Origin of the sequence: Glycomyces amatae, from assembly GCF_020991375.1 — a bacterium.
Taxonomy (GTDB): domain Bacteria; phylum Actinomycetota; class Actinomycetes; order Mycobacteriales; family Micromonosporaceae; genus Glycomyces; species Glycomyces amatae.
The window spans coordinates 1-18,501 of sequence record NZ_JAJLQZ010000001.1 but is presented as its reverse complement, the minus strand read 5'-3'; the positions used below and the strand labels follow the sequence as shown (position 1 = coordinate 18,501).

Genomic DNA, 18,501 nt, shown 5'->3' with positions numbered 1-18,501 from the left:
GCCACGGGCCCGTTCGACGCCGCCGCGGCGCGTGTCAGAAGTTGATCAGCTCGAAGGTGGTGGCGTACCTGGTGCCGAAGCGCTCGCCCGAGGCCTCCGCGAACGCCGTCAGGAACCCGCGCACATACGTCTCGGGGTCCTCGTCCGTGAGCGCCGCGATGTAGGCGCGGTGCTCCAGGAGCGAGGCCACCCCGGCCTCGAGCGTGCCGGTCACGTCGACCGCGTGCGTCGACTCCGGCGAGGCCGCGAGCGCCACCCACCGCACCCCGCCCCACGGCTCCAGGCCCTCCTCGGCCAGTTCGGGGAAGATCCACCGGTTCCCCGCGTCGTTGGCGGCGTCGAGCACCGACTCGCCCACCGCCCGGTGGTCGGCGCTGTTCCAGTGCCCCGGGTTGAAGTACTCGCGCCGGTTCAACGTGATCACGAGCTCGGGCCGGTGCCGCCGGATCGCGGCGGCGAGGTCGCGGCGCAGCGCCGCGCCGGCCTCGATCACGCCGTCCCGGTGGTCGAGGAACTCCACGGACGAGACGCCGACGACCGCGGCCGAGGCGCGCTGCTCGGCGTCGCGCACCGGCGCGCACTCCTCGGGGCTCATGGTGTCGATCCCGGCCTCGCCGCGGCTGACCATGAGGTACGCGACCTCGCGGCCCTCGCCGGTCCAGCGCGCGACGGCCGCGGCCGCCCCGTACTCCATGTCGTCGGGGTGGGCCACGATGGCCAGTGCGCGAGTCCAGTCCTCGGGCATGGGAAGCAGTTCGGTCATGGCTCGATTATGGCCCGCCCTCAGCAGGCGCAGGAGACGCCGTCCACGGGCACGGTGCGCGGGTCGGGCTCGCCGCGCTCGACGCCCGCGTCCGTGGCCACCGGCAGGCCCTCGCGGATCCAGTACTCCATGCCGCCGATCATCTCCTTCACGCGGTACCCGAGCCGCGCGAACTCGACCGCCGCCCGGTAGGCGCCGTTGCAGCCCGGCCCCCAGCAGTAGACGACGACCGGCAGGGCCGGGTCGACCAGTCCGGCGGCGCGCGCGGCGATCTCGTCGGTCGGCAGGTGCACGGCGCCGGGGACGCGGCCCTGGCCCCACGCGGCCGCACCGCGCGAGTCCACGAGCGTGAAGCCCGGTTCGCCGCCCTCCAGCGCCGAGTGGACGTCGGAGACGTCGGTGCGGAAGGCCAGCTGGCCGGTGAAGTAGGCGAGCGCGTCGGCCGGAGAGGCCGCGGGGACGCGCAGGACGGCGTTCTCGTTCGTACCCATGGTCGGAATCTATGTGCCGGTACAAAAATACGACGAGCCGGTACAAAGGTGCCGCCTGGTGGGACGCGCGGGGCGCGCGGGGTGATTCGCGCCGTCCGCCGGGTATCCGGTCGGCGGTAGCGTAGGGCGCGGCAACCGCCGCACCCTCGCGACCGCACCGCCGCGGCGGTGCACCCGAGCAGAGAGGCTTACCACCATGGCACCTGTAGCACCGACGGTCGAACTCGCGCACGGCGCGGCCATGCCCCGCCTGGGGCTGGGCACCTGGCCGATGGACGACGCCGAGTCGGAGCGGGTGGTCGCCGAGGCGGTCGGGCTCGGCTACCGGCTCGTCGACACCGCCGAGAACTACGGCAACGAGCGCGGTGTCGGCCTGGGGCTCAAGGCCTCCGGGGTCGACCGCGAGGACCTGTTCGTCACCACCAAGTTCAACCGGGAGTGGCACGGCGTCGACCTCGCCGCCGAGGCCTGCCAGCGCAGCCTCGACAAGCTCGGCCTGGACTACCTCGACCTGCTGCTCATCCACTGGCCGAACCCGCAGCACGGGCACTACGTGGAGGCCTTCCAGGGCCTGGTCCGGCTCCTGGAGACCGGCCGCGTCAAGGCCGTCGGCACCTCGAACTTCAAACCGTCCCATCTGGACCGGATCATAGAGGCCACGGGCGTCATCCCCGACGTGAACCAGATCCAGTTGAGCCCCTTGACGACCCGCCTGGAACCCCGCGCGTACCACAAGGAGCGCGGGATCGTGACGCAGTCGTGGTCGCCGATCGGCGGCGAGGGCGGCTCGGTGCGCGAGGACCCGCTGGTGTTGGAGCTGGCCGAGAAGTACGGGAAGACCCCGGTGCAGGTCGTGCTGCGCTGGCACCTGGACCTGGGCCTGGCGGTGATCCCGAAGTCGAGCAACGCCGAGCGCCTGGAGCAGAACCTCGACGTGTTCGACTTCTCGCTCGACCCCGACGACGTGATGGCCCTGTCCGCGCTCGACCAGGGCGAGGCCGCGGCCGCCGACTCGGACGAGTTCGGCCACTAGGCGCCGCCCGAAGCGGAAGGCGCCCAGCGCCTTCGGGTCCGGGTCGGGGCTCCCGCGGGCGCCCCGACCCGGACCCTTCGCCCATGCGGCCGGGCCTTTCGCCTGCGCGTCCGCCCACACGCCCGGGCTTCTGCGCTCACGCGTTGAGGAGCGTCAGCTCCATGCCGCGCAGGCGGTCGGCGTCGGTGACCGCCTCCAGGGCCGTGATCCGGTCGCCCTCGACGGTGAACACCAGCATCCGCGTGCCGAGGTCCCCGGCGTGCGCGATGACGCCGACCTTGCCGTCCGCGAGGACCAGCTCCCCGGCCTTCGCCATGGTGGAGAAGGTGATCGCGCCGCCCGCGAGCTGCGCGGCGCCGCGGATGATCGGCCCGACGGACCCGCCGTCGGTGCGGGCGGTGACGTCGGGGTCGAGGACGGCGACGAGCGCGTCGAAGTCGCCGTCCCGCGCGGCCCCCAGGAACGCCTCGACCACGGCGCGCTGGCGGCCCACGTCCCGGCTCGGCGGCTCGCCGGTCCCCCGGACCCGCGAGCGGGCCCGGCTCGCGAGCTTGCGGGCGGCGACCGGGGTGCGGCCGATGATCTGCGCGATGTCGCCGAACGGGACCGCGAACATGTCGTGCAGGACGAACGCGAGCCGCTCAGCCGGCTCCAGCGTCTCCAGGACCACCAGGAGCGCCAGGCTCACCGAGTCCGCCAGGAGCGCCGCCGACTCGGGGTCGGCGGCGGGCCCGGACGGGTCGGCGGGCTCGACCGCGGGGCCGCCCTCCTCGAACACGGGCATCGCCTGCTCGGCGCGGGACCGGCGGCGGCGCAGCTGGTCGAGGCAGACGCGCCCGACCACGGTGGTGAGCCAGCCGCTGAGGTTCGCGATCGCGCCGGCGTCGCTGGCGGCCAGGCGGAGCCAGGCCTCCTGCACGGCGTCCTCGGCCTCGCCGGAGGAGCCGAGCATCCGGAAGGCCACCGCCTCCAGGCGGGGCCGGTCGGCCTCGAAGCGGCGGGCCAGCCACTGGTCGTCGTGCAGCGCCTCATCGTTCATCATGCGTCCCTCCGTCGGCGTTCGAGGGTATGACGCCGCTGCGGCCCCGAACGTGACCGCTCGGGGCCTGCCGCGGCCCGCATATGGCCTTCGACACGTCGGCCCCCGCGGCGGTCACACGACCGCGGCGCGGTCCGTCCTCGTGGTGCATCGAACGAACCGCGAAGGAGCACCCCATGAAAGCCCGCCTCGACTACTACTCGAACCCCGTCGGCGCCAAGTTCCAGAAGGGCCTCAACTCGGCCGCGAGGGCCGTCGCCGAGGCCGCCCTGCCGGACGCGATCGGCGCGCTCGTGACGATCCGCTCGAGCCAGATCAACGGCTGCGGCGTCTGCCTCGACATGCACACCAAGGACGCCGTCCACGCCGGCGAGGACCCGGTCCGCCTCGCCATGATCGCCGCCTGGCGCGACGCGACCGTCTTCACCGGGGCGGAGCGTGCCGCGCTCGCGCTCACCGAGGCGGGCACGCGCCTCGCCGACGGCGAGGGCGTGCGCGACGACGTCTGGGAGGCCGCCCGCGAGCACTTCGACGACGACCGGCTCGCCGCCCTGGTCTCCCTCATCGCGCTCATCAACGCCTACAACCGCATGAACGCGATCACGCGGCTCCCCGGCGGGGAGTACGTCCCCGGCCGGTGGGGCTAGGGGCCCGGTCGCGGTCCCGCAGGCCGCGCCGTACGGGTACGTCCCCGGCGGGGCCGGGGCCGCCGCCTCGACCGGGCTCCGGGTTCAGGACTCGGCGCCCTCGGCCGGTCTGCGGCCCCAGACGGAGACGAGCGAGTAGGAGGTGACCGCGAACGCCGGGTCCTGCAGCAGCCTTTCGAACCGCTCCAGCCGCTCGGGGGCGACGCCGCGCTCGAGCAGCCGGGGCCGCAGCTGGCCGATGTTGACCCGGTGCAGGGCGATGCCCTCGCCGCCGCCCTCCCAGGTCTCGGTGAACACCGCGGACCGCAGGTCGGCCAGGCCGAGCTCGCGGGCCGCCGCGAACGACCGCTCCGCCCAGCGCAGGTCGGCGCCGGCCCCGGCCATGACCCGCACGAAGGCCTCGTGGACCTCCTCGAACAGGGCGGTCGCCTCCGGGCCGGGAGAGCGGAGCACCGGCGTGAACGCCAGCGCGAAGTCCTCGATGAGCAGGGCCCCGCCCGGTCGCAGGGCCGCGACCATGTTCGCGAGCGCGGTGAGCCGGTCGGGGAGGTGCATCAGGACGAGCCGGGCGTGCGCGAGGTCGAACCCGCCCTCGGGCGGCGGGTCGCGCACGATGTCGTGGCGCGCCACGGTCAGGTTCGCGGGCGCCCCGTCGGCGGGCGCGGGCTTGAGGTCGGTGGCGAGCACCGACCCGCCGGGGCCGACGCGCTCGGCCATCCACGCGGCGACCGACCCGGACCCGGCGCCCACTTCGAGGCAGCGCGCCCCGGGCGCGAGGCCGATCCGGTCGAGGCACTCGCGGGTGTGCGCGTCGTAGCGGCGCTCCAGCACCGCGAACCGGGCGGGCGCCTCGGCGGCGTCGTCGTCGAGCAGGTACCGGCCTTCGGACGTGTCCACGGCTGCTCCTCACTGCGGCCCCCGGCGGCCCGGCCCGCGCCTGCGAACCCGCGCCTGCGAACCCGTGCCTCCGAACCCATGCCTCCAAACCTATGGCCCCGGCGAGGGCGGCGCAGGCGGAAAGCGGTCAGATCGCATATGCGACAGCCCGCTTGACGTGCGGCCCCGTTCAGTAGTCGACCGGGTCGCGGCTGATGGGGCAGGTCATGCAGTGGCCGCCGCCGCGCCCGCGGCCCAGTTCGGCGCCGACGATGGTGACGACCTCGATCCCGGCCTTGCGCAGCAGCGTGTTCGTCTGCGTGTTCCGGTCGTACGTCATGACCGTGCCCGGCTCCAGCGCGACCGCGTTGTTGCCCGAGTCCCACTGCTGGCGCTCGGAGGCGTACTCGTCGCCGCCGGTCTCGATGACCCGCAGGCCGTCGAGGCCGAGGGCCCCGGCGACCACGTCGGTGAACGCCGCCGAACCGTGGTCGACCAGTTCGACGCCCGGCTCCCGGTCGGCGGGGAACAGCGAGAACGCGTGCACCGCGGCCATGATGCGCGGGTACAGGGTCACCACGTCCCGGTCGGCGAAGGTGAACACCGTGTCCAGGTGCATCGCGGCCCGCAGCTTCGGCATCCCGGCGACGATGACGCGCTCGGCCGCGCCCCGCGCGAACAGGGCCCGCGCGACCTGGGTGATCGCCTGCCGGGAGGTGCGCTCGCTCATCCCGACCAGGACCACCCCGTTGCCGACCGGCATGACGTCGCCGCCCTCGAACGTGGCCTGCCCCCAGTCCTCGTCCGGGTCGCCCCACCACACCTGGGAGCCGGTGTACTCGGGGTGGAACATGTAGATCGCCTTCATCAGCAGCGTCTCGTCGCGGCGCGCGGGCCAGTACAGCGGGTTGAGGGTCAGGCCGCCGTAGAGCCAGCACGTGGTGTCCCTGGTGTACAGGGTGTTCGGCAGCGGCGGCATCAGGTACTCGCGCGCGCCGGTCGACTCGCGCGCCAGCGCGACATAGGGCGGGCGCAGGTCCTCGGGCAGGTCGGTGGTGGCGAGCCCGCCGATGAGGAGCTCGGCGAGTTCGGCGGCGGTCAGCGACTCGAGGTGGGCGCGGGTCGCCTCGACCAGGCCGAGCCCGACCTCGTTGACGGTGATCTTGCGGTCGAGCAGCCACGACCGGGCGGCCGGGTCGGCCACGGTCTCGGCGAGCAGGTCGTGCAGCTCGACGACCTTGACACCCCTGGTGCGCATCTTGTTGACGAAGTCGGCGTGGTCGCGCTGGGCGTTCTCGACCCACATGACGTCGTCGAACAGGAGCCCGCCGGCGTTCGTCGGGGTCAGGCGCCGATGCGCCAGGCCGGGCCTGCACACCAGCACCTTCCGCAGCTTCCCGACCTCGGAGTGGACTCCGTGGACGGCCTGGACTCGATCGGTCATGGCGTTCTCCCCCCTCGTCCCGCGGCGCCTCCCGGCCGCGGGTCAGATGCACCGGTCTTCAAATGCGCAGCCAGCCGGCGGCGAGCGCGACGACGCCGAGCACGGCCCCGGCGACCGAGACGGCCAGGAGCACCGCCTCGCCGGGGCTGAACAGGCGCCGGCCCTGCTCGCGGCGGGCCATGACGAACAGGATGGTCGCGGGGGCGTACACGATGAGGGAGACGAGCACGAACTTCAGTCCGGCCGCGAACAGCAGGAACGCCGTGTACGCGGCGGCGAGGACCGCGACCGTCAGCTCGCCGCCGGTGCCGCGTCCCGCCGCACCGCCGCGCCCGGCGGCCACCTTCACCGCGAACAGGGCCGCGAGCAGGAACGGGATGAGCGTCAGCGAGCTGGTGAGGTCGAGCGCGAAGTTGAACGCGTCCTCGGAGAAGTAGGTGACGAACAGGAAGAGCTGGCTCAGCGCCGTGGACATGACCAGGGCCGGGACCGGCACGTCCGCGGCCGTGGCGCGGCCGAGGAACCGCGGCATGTCCTTGTCCTTCGCGGCCACGAACAGCACCTCGGCGGCCATGAGCGTCCACGCCAGGTAGGCGCCGAGCACGGAGACGACCAGGCCGACCGAGACGAGCACCAGGCCCCAGGTGCCGACGGCGGCCTCCAGGACCCCGGCCATGGACGGCTGGCGCAGCTCGGCGATCTCCTCCATCGGCATGACGCCGTAGGACACGATCGTGACCGACGCGAAGATCGCGAAGACCGAGAGGAAGCCCGTGACCGTCGCCCGCCCGACGTCCTCGCGGCGCTTGGCGTGCCGGGAGTAGACGCTCGCGCCCTCGACGCCGAGGAACACGAACACGGTCGCGAGCATGGTGCCGCGGACCTGGTCGAACAGCGACCCCGCGTAGTCGGCGCCGCCCCAGTTCGCGGCGAACGCCTGCGGGTCGAACACGAAGAGCGCGAGGAGCACGAACACGCCGATGGGGATGAGCTTGGCGACGGTGACGATCCGGTTGATCGCCGCGGCCTCCTTCACGCCCTGTCTGATGAGCAGGAAGAACCCCCACAGCCCGGCCGAGGAGAGGACGATCGCCAGGACCGTGTCGCCGTCGCCCAGCGCCGGGACGAGCGCGCCAGCGGTGGACATGATGAGGACCCAGTACGTCACGTTGCCGACGCAGGCGCTGGCCCAGTAGCCGAACGCGGAGAAGAACCCGGGGTACTCGCCGAAGCCGGCCTTCGCGTAGGCGTAGACGCCCGCGTCGAGGTCGGGGCGGCGCACGGCGAGGCGCTGGAAGACGAAGGCGAGCATGAGCATGCCGGTGCCCGCGACGGCCCAGGACACGAGGGCGCCCGCGACGCCGGTCTCCTGCGCGAACCGGCGCGGCAGCGAGAACACGCCCGCGCCCACCATGGAGCCGACCACCATGGAGGTGAGGGTCCAGAAGGCGAGCTTCGCGGCGGGCGGGCCCTGGACCGCGGTGTCGGATTGCGCCATGGCGTCCTCGCAGGTCGGCAGCGTGTGGCCGGGCGGACCACGGGCGGCGGTGGCCTGAATATATCGCCGTATCCGGGCCGCGGACGGGGTTCGCAGCAAACGCGGGGCCCCTGGGGGACGCGCGGGTTCAATACGATGGAGGTCGTTGCCGGGCCCCTCCCCAGCGCGCGACCTCGGACCGGCGGGTCGTCACGGTCCGGACGGGAGCAGTAAGGACAGCGCCGTCATGCACCCCACCGCCGCCGAAGCCGACCCCGACGACCCCGCCGCGCGGGCCTTCCGCGCCTTCGAGGAGGAGCGGTACGACGAACTGGAGTCGTACCTCGAGCGCCTGCTCCCTCCCGAGGGCTCGCCCGCCGCCATCAAGACCTGCGTCGACTGGAACGGCCACCTCATCAAGACCCGGCCCGACCGGGCCGAGTACGTGCCGCCCGCCTACTCCGGGATCGCGACCTACGACGAGGCCGGGTTCAAGGCGCACATCGACCGGGTCTTCGCGGCCGCCGCCTCCTGCGGGCTCGACGCGGTCGACCGCTCGCTCCTGTGCCTGTGGTTCCGGCAGTGCTTCCGCAAGGCGTGGCAGCACACCTACCGGTTCAACCGGCTCCGCCTCACCCAGGAGGCGTTCACGCGCGCCGCCGAGGCGGCGTGGGCGGACCGGCCGGACCGGGACGGGGCGCTCGTGCGCCTCACCCTGGACCACCTGGCGCTGCTGCGCGCCGAGATCAACGCCGAGGACCAGCTCCACACCGGGTCGCTGCCGCTCCAGCGGGCGGCGATCGAAGCGGTCCTCGACGCCTGCCGCGCGGTCGCCGCCGCGGCCGAGCCCCTCGCCCCGCCCGAAGGGCGGCGCCGCGGCCGCGGCGCCCCGCCGGACCTGACCGCGCGGATCGCCGCCCACATCCGGGAGCAGACGCGCACCCGCGTGCGGTACAACCACGCCCTGCTCGCCTCGAACCGGGGCGTCCAGGCCGCCACCGAGGGCCGCTGGTCGGACGTGTCGGCCGCGATCAGGACCGTCGACGCCGCCGCCCGCAGCACCCCCGCCGACTCGTTCACCGAACTCAGCGAGATCGGGGCCCTCCAGCAGGCCCTGGAGCGCTTCCGGGAGCACCGCCGCGTCCCGTGGCTGCGGATCGACCGCGCCCGGATCGCCTACCTCTACCCCTTCGGCGCCACCGGCATCGACTACCGGGACATCGTCGAGCGGCTGCGGGACGCCGTCGCCGGCCCGGACGCGGCGGCCGGCCCGGACCGCCTGCGCCCGGTCGGGCTGAGCGAGCACTTCACCGCGCACTCCGACATCTGGCACCCGCACTCCCGCCAGGGGCAGCGGTTCGACGGCGTCGAGCTGCGGCTCCCGCCGGTCGCGATCACCGTCGGGGACGCCGTCGAGACCCTCCAGGTCTCCGTCCGGTTCACCTCGCTCGGCATGCACTGCCTGCGCCTGGAGCGGCCCGTGCGCGACCTCCTCCCGCACGACCTGAACGCGGTGCTCCTGCGCGGCCTGCGCGAGCACGGCACCGTGGCCGTGGCCTCCCCCGGCACCGACCGGACCTGGAAGCGGCTCTCGCGGTTCGCCCGGACCGTCCTCAACGTCGACCTGCCCGAGCACCTCGAGCCCGGGCGGCCGAAGCGGCTCGTGATCCACCGCGGCCGCCCGCACGTGCTGCTGCGCATCCAGCACGCGAGCGAGTACCGGCCGGGCCGCGAGGACCGGGCCCGGCCCGTCCGCGACGGGGAGCGGCTGCTCGAGCTGTTCGGCGCCTCCGGGCTCCTCAACGCCGCCCCGGCCACGAAGGAGTCCATCGGCGACTGGTCGCGCCTCTCAGGCCTGCGCCACAAGGTGATCCGCGGCCTGCGCAACGAGGGCGACCTGCTCATATCGACCGAGAACTCCACGGTCGTGGCCTCCCTCGACACGCCGAGCAACCTCTCCGCCGAACTCGAGGCGCTCGCGGACTTCACCGTGTGCATCGGCGGGGCCCTGGGCGCGTGGAACCAGCAGCTCGACGACTACCAGACGGCCAACGCCAAGATCAGGGACGACTACGACTACTACTCCAAGTCCTACCGCCCGCACCTGCTGCGGCAGCTCCAGACGCAGCGGGCCCTGCTCACGCGGTTCCAGGACGAGACGCGGCGGGTCATCGCGGTCCTGTACTCCCCGAACCTGCTGCGGTCCTCGGCGCACGCCGCGATCCTGCTGCGGCTGCTGGAGAACAGCGGCATCGACCGGCAGGTGCAGGCGTTCCGGGCCCGGCTGGCGGAGGTCGTCGCCGACCAGACCGAGGCCGACATGCAGCGCTGGGAGGCCGACCGGAAGCACCACTCCCGGGAGGCGATCACGATCTCCCTGTCCGCCCTGGGCTTCTGCACGGCCTTCCAGATCTGGCAGGCCGCGAACGTGGGGAGCGACCGCCTGTGGACGCTGCTGACGCTGGCCGTCGTCATCGCCGCCGTCGGCTCCATGTTCCGCCGGTACCTCTGGCCGTCCGCCCGGATGCGCCGGCGCCCCGGCCCCGACGACCTGCCCGCGGGCCCCGCCGCCCTCGCGGCGCGGTAGACCCCCCGGCGGCCGCGGTACCGTTGGCGCGACACGGCCCCGCCCCGCGACCGGCGGCGGAGCCCCAGGACCGGGGAGGCGGGGTTGCCGAGCGCCACTGAGGACCGGAACCGCCGCCTGCTGCGCGCCCGCGACGCCATGGACCGCGACTTCGCGAAACCGCTCGACGTGCCCGCGCTCGCCCGCGTCGCCCTCATGTCCCCCGCGCACTTCAGCCGCCGCTTCCGCGACGCGTTCGGCGAGACCCCGCACCGCTACCTCCAGCGCCGCCGCATCGAACGCGCCTGCGCCATGCTCCGCGACTCAGGCGAACCCGTCACGCGCATCGCCCTCGCGGTCGGCTTCGAGAGCCTCGGCACCTTCAGCCGCACCTTCACCGCGGTCGTCGGCCGCTCGCCGAGCCGCTTCCGCGCCGAGGCGGTCCCGCTCCGCGTCCCGGTCTGCTTCGTCAAGTCCTGGACCCGGACCCCGGCCGGCGGGAAGCGCAGTTTCGGATAAGCCGCGCCGCCGCCGCGCCCATAGGCTGGGGCCATGCTCACAGGAATCAACATCCACAGCGTGTTCGTCCTCGACCAGGAGGAGGCCCTCGACTTCTACGTCGGCAAGCTCGGCTTCGAGGTCGGCGCCGACGTCGACCTCGGGTTCATGCGCTGGCTCACCGTCGGCGTCCCCGGGCACCCCGAGCGGCAGATCCTCCTCGAGGTGCCCGGGCCGCCCTCGCACGGCGAGGAGACCGCCGCGCAGGTCCGCGACCTGGTCACCAAGGGCGCCCTCGGCGCGACCTTCCTGGTCACCGACGACTGCCGCGGCACCTACCGGCGCCTGCGCGACCGCGGCGTCGAGTTCACCGAGGAGCCCACCGAGCAGCCCTACGGCGTCGACTGCGCCCTGCGCGACCCCTTCGGCAACCACATCCGGATCGCCCAGCTCCCCGGCTGACCCGCGCCGGATTGGGGATCGGGCCCGCCGGGTACTCCCGCGGGACGGAACCGTCGCAGCGGAAGGAGCGGACATGGACACGTCAGCGGAGGCGCGGCAGCGGATCGTGGTGGGCGTCGACGGCTCGCCGGCGGCGGCCAAGGCGCTCGCGTGGGCGCTGGGGCAGGCCGAGGCGACCGGGGCCGACGTCGAGGCCGTGCAGGCCTGGGAGGTCCCCGTCATGTACGGCACCGGCATGATGGTGCTCCCCAGCGGCGAGGACTTCGAGAAGGCCGCGAAGCAGTCCTTGGACGCGGCCGTGGGCGAGGCCGTGCGGGACCGGCCCGGGGTGCGCGTCGAGACGCACGCCGTCGCGGGCCACCCCGCCAAGACGCTGCTGGACATGGCCGAGGACGCCGACCTCCTCGTCGTCGGCAGCCGGGGCCACGGCGGTTTCGTGGGGACGCTGGTCGGCTCGGTGAGCCAGTACTGCGTCGCCCACGCGAAATGCCCGGTGGTCGTCGTCCACGACCACGAGTGAGACCCGCTGTCCGAGAAGCATTGTCGGCGTGCGACCGACGCGAAGCGGCCCCGGGGAGCCCCGGGGCCGCTTCGCGTCGTCCTCCTTACGGTGCGATCGCGGGCGTGTAGGCGACGCGGTGCAGCCGCGAGGCGCCCCCGACCGCGCCGAGCGCGAGGACCCGGCCGGTGAAGCCGGTCGCGACCTCGGTCGACAGGTAGCGGCCGTCCAGGCGCGCCAGCTCGACCGCGCCGCCGGCGCCCTGGAGCGAGAGCACGAGGTCGTCGGGGCCGTAGGCGGTCATGGTCGCGGCGTCGCACTCGACCGCGTCGATGCGCAGCGTCGCCGGGCCCTCGGGGGCCGGCGCCGAGCCGAGGTCGGCGCTCACGCCGCCGATGCGCGCGTACGCGGTGACCGCGCCGTCGGCGAAGCGCAGGCCGTACTTGTGCCGGTCGTCGATCCGGACCTCGAACCGGCCCGAGCCGGTGAACCGCGCCGTGGCCGTCCAGCGGTGGTCGCGGACGCGCGCGCACAGCAGCCCCGGCGACCGGTCGCCCGGGTCGCGCAGCTCCAGGCCCCCCTCGGGGTGCGGCGCGCCGACCGCCCCCGGTTCGCCGCCGGGCGAGACCCAGCGCGGGTGCAGGTCCCCGGCGAAGTCGTCGGCGAACGCCGTGTCCGCGGGCTCGACCTCGTAGCGATCGGGGTCGAAGACCGGCCAGCCGTCGGCCCAGTCCACGCCCGCCAGGAACGTCTCGCGGCCGAGCACGTGGAAGCCCGGCGTGAACCCGCCCGGGCGCACCGCCAGGTAGACGGCGGCCCAGCCGCCCTCGGCGGTCTCGACCAGGTCGGCGTGCCCGGTGTTCTGGACCGGGTGCGCGGTCGACCGGCGGCTGAACACCGGGTTGGAGGGGCAGGGCTCGTACGGGCCCTCGGGCCGGTCGGCGCGGGCGACCGTGACCGCGTGGCCGCGCTCGGTCCCGCCCTCGGCGAGGACCAGGTACCAGCGGCCGCCGGTCCGGTACAGGTGCGGCGCCTCGGGGGCGGCGAGCCCGGTGCCCTGCCACACCGGGTACGGCTCGCCGGCGAACGCGCCGGTCTTGAGGTCGAGGCGGCCCTGGAGGATGCGGCCCTCGCCGTCGGCGTTCGCGCCCGCCCACGTCAGGTAGCACTCGCCGTCCTCGTCCCAGGCGAGGTCGGGGTCGATGCCGACCGCTTCGGGGACGAACACCGGGTCGCTCCAGGGGCCCGCCGGGTCCTCGGCGGTCACGATCGTCTGGCCCGACCCGGGGTCGCCGACGTTGGTGGTGACGAAGTGGAAGCGGCCGCCGTGGTGGCGCAGCGTCGACCCGTAGATCCCGCCCGAGGGCCGCCGGTCGCCGGGCAGGAACTGGCCCCGGCGGGTCAGGATGTTCCCGATCTGCTTCCAGGACACCAGGTCGCGGCTGTGGAAGAGCGGGGCGCCGGGGAAGTACTCGAAGCTGGAGTGGGCGAGGTAGTAGTCCTCGCCGACCCGGCAGAGCGTGGGGTCGGGGTAGAAGCCCGGGACGATCGGGTGCTCGGCGGCGGACGCGGTCGGTCGGTGCAAGGCGGGGCCCTCCCTGGTGCGGCGGTTCGCCGCCCGGCCGGCGGCCGCCCCACGTTAAGTTGCGTCGATAAACTTTGTCAACCGGCCACCCCTCCCCGACTCGTGTGACGGATTCCCGGATTCTCCCGCTAGCGGCCGTTTGCCTGGAGTTCACTTGGGATTGGTGGAACCGCACACCCGCGGCGCATAGCTTCCACACAGGTGAGAGACAACCCGAGCGCGGGTCGCCCCGCTCGCGCACACCGGACCGAATTGGAGCCGTGATGCAATCCCCATCCGATCGCCGCCGACTGCCGCTGTTCGCCCCCCATCAAGGCGGACGCTCGGCGATGACCTGCGCCTACCGCTGCGGCAACGCGTGCAGCCACCCCGTGCCCAACACCTCGCAGAACCCCTACCTCGGCGACCTCATCGCGCAGGCCGTCTCCCGCCGCTCGCTGCTGCGCAGCAGCGTCGTCGCGACCGTGGCCGCCGGCGCCGCCGGAGCGCTCGCCGCCCCCGCCGCCGCCGGCCGGACCGACGAGCCCGCCGCCTCCGCGTGGTGGAGCCGCGGCCCGCGCGGCCTCGACTTCGAGCCGGTCGCCCCCAACCAGAACGACCAGGTGTCCATCCCCGACGGGTACGAGCAGCACGTCGTGATCGCCTGGGGCGACCCGATCCTCAAGGGCGCGCCCGAGTTCGACCCCGAGGACCAGACCCCCGAGGCGCAGGCCGGCCAGTTCGGCTACAACAACGACTACGCCGCGCTCCTGGACCACCCCGACGGCCGCCGCCGGAAAGTGCTCGTCGCCAACCACGAGTACACCAGCGAGTCGATGATGTTCCCCGGCTACGACGGCGACGCCCCCACCCGCGAGCAGGTCGAGACCGCCTGGGCCGCCCACGGCATGTCCGTCGTCGCCCTCGACGAGGACCGCCGCTCCGGCGAGCTGACGCCCCGCGTCGGCGACGAGCTCAACCGCCGCATCACCGTCACCACCCCCTTCACCGTCACCGGCCCCGCCGCCGGGTCCGACCTGCTCAAGACCACCGCCGACCCCGAGGGCACCACCGTGCTCGGCACCCTCAACAACTGCGCGGGCGGCACCACCCCGTGGGGCACCGTCCTCTCCGGCGAGGAGAACTTCAACCAGTACTTCGCGAACTTCGCGAGCATCGAGGACGCCGACGAGAAGGCCCGCCTGGCCCGCTACGGCTTCGGCGGCGGCGCCTCCGACCGCCGGTGGGAGCAGTACGACCCGCGCTTCGACCTCCTCCAGGAGCCCAACGAGCCCCACCGGTTCGGGTGGATCGTCGAGGTCGACCCCTACGACCCCGACTGGGCGCCGCGCAAGCGCACCGCCCTCGGCCGCTTCAAGCACGAGGGCGCCGGGCCGCGCCTGGCCCGCGACGGCCGCGTCGTCGTCTACATGGGCGACGACGAGCGCTTCGACTACCTCTACAAGTTCGTCTCCGACAAGAAGATGAAGTGGGGCTCGAGCCGCCGCGCCCGCGAGCACAACCGCACCCTCCTCGACGAGGGCACCCTCTACGTCGCCAAGTTCACCGGCGACAGCGCCGACGAGATCGACGGCACCGGGACCCTCCCCGAGGACGAGCGCTTCGACGGCTCCGGCGAGTGGATCAGGCTGGCCGAGGGCGACAAGTCCTACGTGGACGGCTTCACCGCCGAGGAGGTGTACATCTTCACCCGCCAGGCCGCCGACGCCGTCGGCGCCACCAAGATGGACCGCCCCGAGGACGTCGAGCCCAACCCGAAGACCGGCAAGGTCTACGTCGCCCTCACCAACAACACCGCGCGCGGCACCGGCTCCAACGCCCCCGCCGACGAGGCCAACCCGCGCAACGGCAACAAGCACGGCCAGGTCCTCGAACTCGAGGAGAAGCACGGCGACCCGACCGGCCGGAAGTTCGGCTGGAACCTGCTGCTGGTCTGCGGCGACCCCGAGGACCCGGGCACCTACTTCGGCGGGTTCCCCAAGGACCAGGTCTCGCCGATCTCCTGCCCCGACAACGTCGCCTTCGACCCGCACGGCAACCTGTGGATCTCCACCGACGGCAACGCTCTGGGCAACAACGACGGCCTGTTCGCCGTGGCGCTCGACGGCTCCCACCGCGGCCAGGTCAAGCAGTTCCTCACCGTGCCCCGCGGCGCGGAGACCTGCGGGCCGGTCGTGCAGGACCGGCACGTGCTCATCGCCGCCCAGCACCCGGGCGAGATCGACGGCGCCAGCTACGACAACCCGCTCTCGGAGTGGCCCGACGGCCCCGGGAGCATCCCGCGGCCCGCCGTGGTCAACGTGACCCGGAAGCACTTCGGCCGCATCGGCCGCTGAGACGGCGGGGCGGCGCTCCTCCAGACGCCGCCCCGTGCCGCGAGGCCGCGAGACGGGGGACCGCCGCCCCCGTCTCGCGCCGTTCCCGCGGACCGCCGGGGTGAAGACGACCCATGGCCGGGGAGGCCTGCGCGGCGGCCGTCGACCGAGGGCCCCGATCACCGGGCGAGACGGCACGCGCCTTCGCCGAGGCGATCCCCTGCCGCGCCCACGCTCTTGTCACAGGGCGGCGCTACGTTGGAAGCGTGCCGACCGGTCCGAGCTACGAGGAGCGCCCCGTCCCGGGCGACCTGGGCGCCTGGTCCCCGTGCGCGTGGACGCGCCGGGCCGGGGATGCGGCGACACGCGTCGTGCCGGACGGGTGCGTCGACCTGATCTGGATGCGCGGCCGCCTCGAGATCGCCGGACCCGACTCCGCGCACCGCGAGGTCGGGCTCGGACCCGGCGAGCCGGTCGCCGGGGTGCGCCTGCGGCCGGGCGCCGCGCGGCTCCTGCTCGGCGAGGTCCCCGCGAGCGCGGTCCGCGATGCGCAGCCCGCGCTGACCGAGGTGTGGGGGAGCGACGCGGGCCGCCTCAAGGACCGCCTGGCCGATGAGCCCGACCCGTGGCGGATCGCCGGACGGCTCGCGGAAGCGCTGCGCGCCAGGGCGGCGCGGTTCGCGCCGGACCCGGTGGCGTTGGCCGTCGCCGAGGCGCTCGATCGGCCGCGCCCGCCAGCGATCGGGGCGATGGCCCGCGAACTGGGCTTCTCGGAGCGGCAGCTGCGCCGCCGCGTGATCGCCGCGGTCGGCTACGGGCCCAAGGTCCTCGAGCAGATCCTGCGGTTTCGCCGAGCGGTCTCGCTCGCGGGCGCCGATCCCGACTGGGCGAGGGTCGCCGCGGAGCAGGGCTACGCCGACCAGGCCCACCTGAGCCGGCAGGTGCGGCGCTGGTCGGGCAGGACGCCGACCGGACTCGGAGCCGGGACGCAGGACTAGCGCTGCGCGTAGTCGGCGGCGAGACGTGCAGTCGGGCATTTTGGTCGGCGGCTGGCGGCTGGCGGCTGGTACGCGGTGAGAGGGGCCGGGGTCAGGGCGGGCGGCGACGAGGAGGGCCTCTTTGGGCGAGGTTGGGCCTCGGAGTGCGGGTGGCGGGTGGGTCAGAGTCAGAGCGGGCGGCGACGGAGAGGTGCCTTTGAGATCGGCCTGGTTTTCGGGGTGCGGGTGGTGGTGGCGTGGCGTTAGAGCGGGCGGCGACGGAAAGGTGCCCTTTGGATGGGATCGGTCCTCGGGGTGCGGGTGGCGGGCGGGTCGGAGTCAGAGCGGGCAGCGACGAAGAGGTGGGTGGGCGCCCGGGGGTGGGGTGGCGGCTGTCGGGTGTGGGGTGGTCGGGGCGCCGGGTGTAGCGGGGGTGGTGGTTCGTGTTGGGCCGCAGGGGACCCTGACGAAAGTTAGGGGTGATCGGGCGGTTTTTCATACCTTCGACCGATGACAGTCCGGAGTCGTCCTGTCACACTTGATGGAGTACGAAGGAACGACAACCGAGAACACATTCGAGAACAGCGGCACTGCCGAAGGGAGGCGAGCCCCCGATGAACACCACCACCACCGCGGACGCTCCCTCTCTCATCGGCACCGACCGCGCCGCCCAAGCCAGGGAACTGCGCGCCACCCTCGACTCCGCCGCTTCGGCGATCAACGCCCATCACGCCCAGGTGCTCGCCGCCGTGATCGACATGAAGCGGCAGAACCTCCACCGCTCGGCCTTCGGGTTCTCGGCGCTGCGGGATCTGCTGCTGTCGCAGTTCGACTTCACGTTCAACACCGCCGGAGCGATCGCGGCGATCGCGCGCCTCTCGGGCAAGTTCCGGATCCTCACCGAGGCTGCTACGTCGGGCCGGGCGCGGATCGATCAGGTCGCCTACGCCGTCCGGCAACTCGACCAGACCCCGGCCATGCGCCTGTTCGCCCGCACCCCCTTCCGGGCACCCGTCCCCTCCCCCTTCGATGACGCGGTCTTCTGCGCGACGCCCGAGGCGATGGTCAGCGAGTACTGCACCCACGCCCCGTTCACCGACCTGCAGCGGCACCTCGAGGGGCTGTGGGCGGCCATCGCCGCAGAAACCGAACTGCTCGACGCGCTCGGCGAGCAGTCCCTCCAGCGCCTCGACCTGGTCGAGACCGGCAACGGCATGTGGCACCTCGAAGCCGAGCTCACCGCCACCACCGGGCGCCTCCTCGACAAGTATTTGAAGACCGCCTGCCCCCCGCCCCGCCAGGACGAGACCGACACCGACGGGGTCCTGCCCCCGCAGGCGAACCGGCACGCCGAAGCCCTGCACCAGCTCCTCGCGGGCTATGGGTCCTCGCCGGAGGCTGCGACGCGGCACGGGCACACCGCCACCCTGCACCTGACCGTGGACATCGCGACGCTGCGCGGGGAGGACACCGGGCGGGTGCCCCTGCTGGACGGCGACCCGATCTCCCTCGCCCAAGCCCGGCTCCTCGCCTGCGAAGGCGCCGTGATCCCCGCCGTGTTCAACTACGCCACCGGCGAAGCGGTCGAACTCGGCCGCGCCCTGCGCCTCCCGAATGTGGCCCTGCGGCGCAAGCTCGAGCTTGAACAGCCCGGAGGGTGCGCCTGGCACGGCTGCTCCCGGCCCATCGCGTGGACCGAGGCGCACCACATCCAGCATTGGGCTGACGGCGGCCCTACGGAGGCGGCGAACCTGATCCTGGTGTGCCGGTTCCACCACGGCCGCCTCCACACCGAAGGCTGGACCGTCACCAAGACCGGCCCCGGCCAG

16 protein-coding genes are annotated in these 18,501 nt (G+C 73.6%); 9 read left to right on the top strand and 7 right to left on the bottom strand.

Annotated elements, in window-relative coordinates; translation table 11 throughout:
- Nucleotides 1-34: 34 nt before the first annotated feature.
- Complete coding sequence (locus LO763_RS00080) at nucleotides 35-763, bottom strand: PIG-L deacetylase family protein (protein WP_230599807.1); 729 nt, start codon at nucleotides 761-763, stop codon at nucleotides 35-37.
- Nucleotides 764-783: 20 nt separating this feature from the next.
- Nucleotides 784-1,254 (bottom strand): rhodanese-like domain-containing protein, encoded by a 471-nt coding sequence (locus LO763_RS00075; protein ID WP_230599806.1) that lies wholly within the window; start codon nucleotides 1,252-1,254, stop codon nucleotides 784-786.
- Between the two features lie 196 nt (nucleotides 1,255-1,450).
- Here LO763_RS00075 and LO763_RS00070 point away from each other — a divergent pair, with 196 nt between their 5' ends.
- Nucleotides 1,451-2,287 (top strand): aldo/keto reductase, encoded by an 837-nt coding sequence (locus LO763_RS00070; RefSeq protein ID WP_230599805.1) that lies wholly within the window; start codon nucleotides 1,451-1,453, stop codon nucleotides 2,285-2,287.
- Between the two features lie 136 nt (nucleotides 2,288-2,423).
- Here the strand turns inward: LO763_RS00070 and LO763_RS00065 are convergent, their stop codons facing one another.
- Nucleotides 2,424-3,326: a sigma-70 family RNA polymerase sigma factor gene (locus LO763_RS00065; RefSeq protein ID WP_369431891.1), complete on the bottom strand. Its 903-nt coding sequence runs from the start codon at nucleotides 3,324-3,326 to the stop codon at nucleotides 2,424-2,426.
- A 176-nt stretch (nucleotides 3,327-3,502) separates the two neighbouring features.
- Here LO763_RS00065 and LO763_RS00060 point away from each other — a divergent pair, with 176 nt between their 5' ends.
- Nucleotides 3,503-3,973 carry a carboxymuconolactone decarboxylase family protein gene (locus LO763_RS00060; RefSeq protein WP_230599803.1) on the top strand — a complete coding sequence of 157 codons (471 nt, stop codon included), beginning with the start codon at nucleotides 3,503-3,505 and terminating at the stop codon, nucleotides 3,971-3,973.
- A gap of 84 nt (nucleotides 3,974-4,057) precedes the next feature.
- Here the strand turns inward: LO763_RS00060 and LO763_RS00055 are convergent, their stop codons facing one another.
- From LO763_RS00055 to LO763_RS00045, 3 genes are all read right to left on the bottom strand, one after another.
- Nucleotides 4,058-4,870 (bottom strand): class I SAM-dependent methyltransferase, encoded by an 813-nt coding sequence (locus tag LO763_RS00055; RefSeq protein WP_230599802.1) that lies wholly within the window; start codon nucleotides 4,868-4,870, stop codon nucleotides 4,058-4,060.
- 169 nt (nucleotides 4,871-5,039) lie between these two features.
- Nucleotides 5,040-6,293, bottom strand: coding sequence for an arginine deiminase (locus LO763_RS00050; protein ID WP_230599801.1), 1,254 nt, complete (start codon nucleotides 6,291-6,293; stop codon nucleotides 5,040-5,042).
- A 58-nt stretch (nucleotides 6,294-6,351) separates the two neighbouring features.
- Nucleotides 6,352-7,791, bottom strand: a complete 1,440-nt coding sequence (locus tag LO763_RS00045; protein ID WP_230599800.1) for a basic amino acid/polyamine antiporter — start codon at nucleotides 7,789-7,791, stop codon at nucleotides 6,352-6,354.
- Between the two features lie 226 nt (nucleotides 7,792-8,017).
- Here LO763_RS00045 and LO763_RS00040 point away from each other — a divergent pair, with 226 nt between their 5' ends.
- The 4 genes from LO763_RS00040 (at nucleotide 8,018) to LO763_RS00025 (ending at nucleotide 11,816) form a co-directional block, all read left to right on the top strand.
- On the top strand, nucleotides 8,018-10,357 hold the full coding sequence (locus tag LO763_RS00040; RefSeq protein WP_230599799.1) for a hypothetical protein: 2,340 nt from the start codon (nucleotides 8,018-8,020) through the stop codon (nucleotides 10,355-10,357).
- 138 nt (nucleotides 10,358-10,495) lie between these two features.
- Complete coding sequence (locus LO763_RS00035; RefSeq protein WP_439650252.1) at nucleotides 10,496-10,855, top strand: helix-turn-helix domain-containing protein; 360 nt, start codon at nucleotides 10,496-10,498, stop codon at nucleotides 10,853-10,855.
- A gap of 33 nt (nucleotides 10,856-10,888) precedes the next feature.
- Entirely contained in the window at nucleotides 10,889-11,296 is a 408-nt protein-coding gene (locus LO763_RS00030) for a VOC family protein (protein ID WP_230599797.1), read from the top strand.
- Nucleotides 11,297-11,369: 73 nt separating this feature from the next.
- Complete coding sequence (locus LO763_RS00025; protein WP_230599796.1) at nucleotides 11,370-11,816, top strand: universal stress protein; 447 nt, start codon at nucleotides 11,370-11,372, stop codon at nucleotides 11,814-11,816.
- Between the two features lie 85 nt (nucleotides 11,817-11,901).
- On the opposite strand, the gene LO763_RS00020 is transcribed toward LO763_RS00025, so the two are convergent.
- Nucleotides 11,902-13,380, bottom strand: coding sequence for a glycoside hydrolase family 43 protein (locus tag LO763_RS00020; RefSeq protein WP_230599795.1), 1,479 nt, complete (start codon nucleotides 13,378-13,380; stop codon nucleotides 11,902-11,904).
- A 263-nt stretch (nucleotides 13,381-13,643) separates the two neighbouring features.
- Between LO763_RS00020 and LO763_RS00015 the strand changes: the two genes are divergently transcribed.
- The 3 genes from LO763_RS00015 to LO763_RS00005 all read left to right on the top strand — a co-directional run.
- Nucleotides 13,644-15,716, top strand: a complete 2,073-nt coding sequence (locus tag LO763_RS00015) for a PhoX family protein (protein ID WP_230599794.1) — start codon at nucleotides 13,644-13,646, stop codon at nucleotides 15,714-15,716.
- Between the two features lie 245 nt (nucleotides 15,717-15,961).
- Entirely contained in the window at nucleotides 15,962-16,693 is a 732-nt protein-coding gene (locus LO763_RS29490; RefSeq protein ID WP_230599793.1) for a helix-turn-helix domain-containing protein, read from the top strand.
- 593 nt (nucleotides 16,694-17,286) lie between these two features.
- Nucleotides 17,287-18,501: HNH endonuclease signature motif containing protein (locus LO763_RS00005; RefSeq protein ID WP_230599792.1), on the top strand; the 1,215-nt coding region annotated here is incomplete at its 3' end.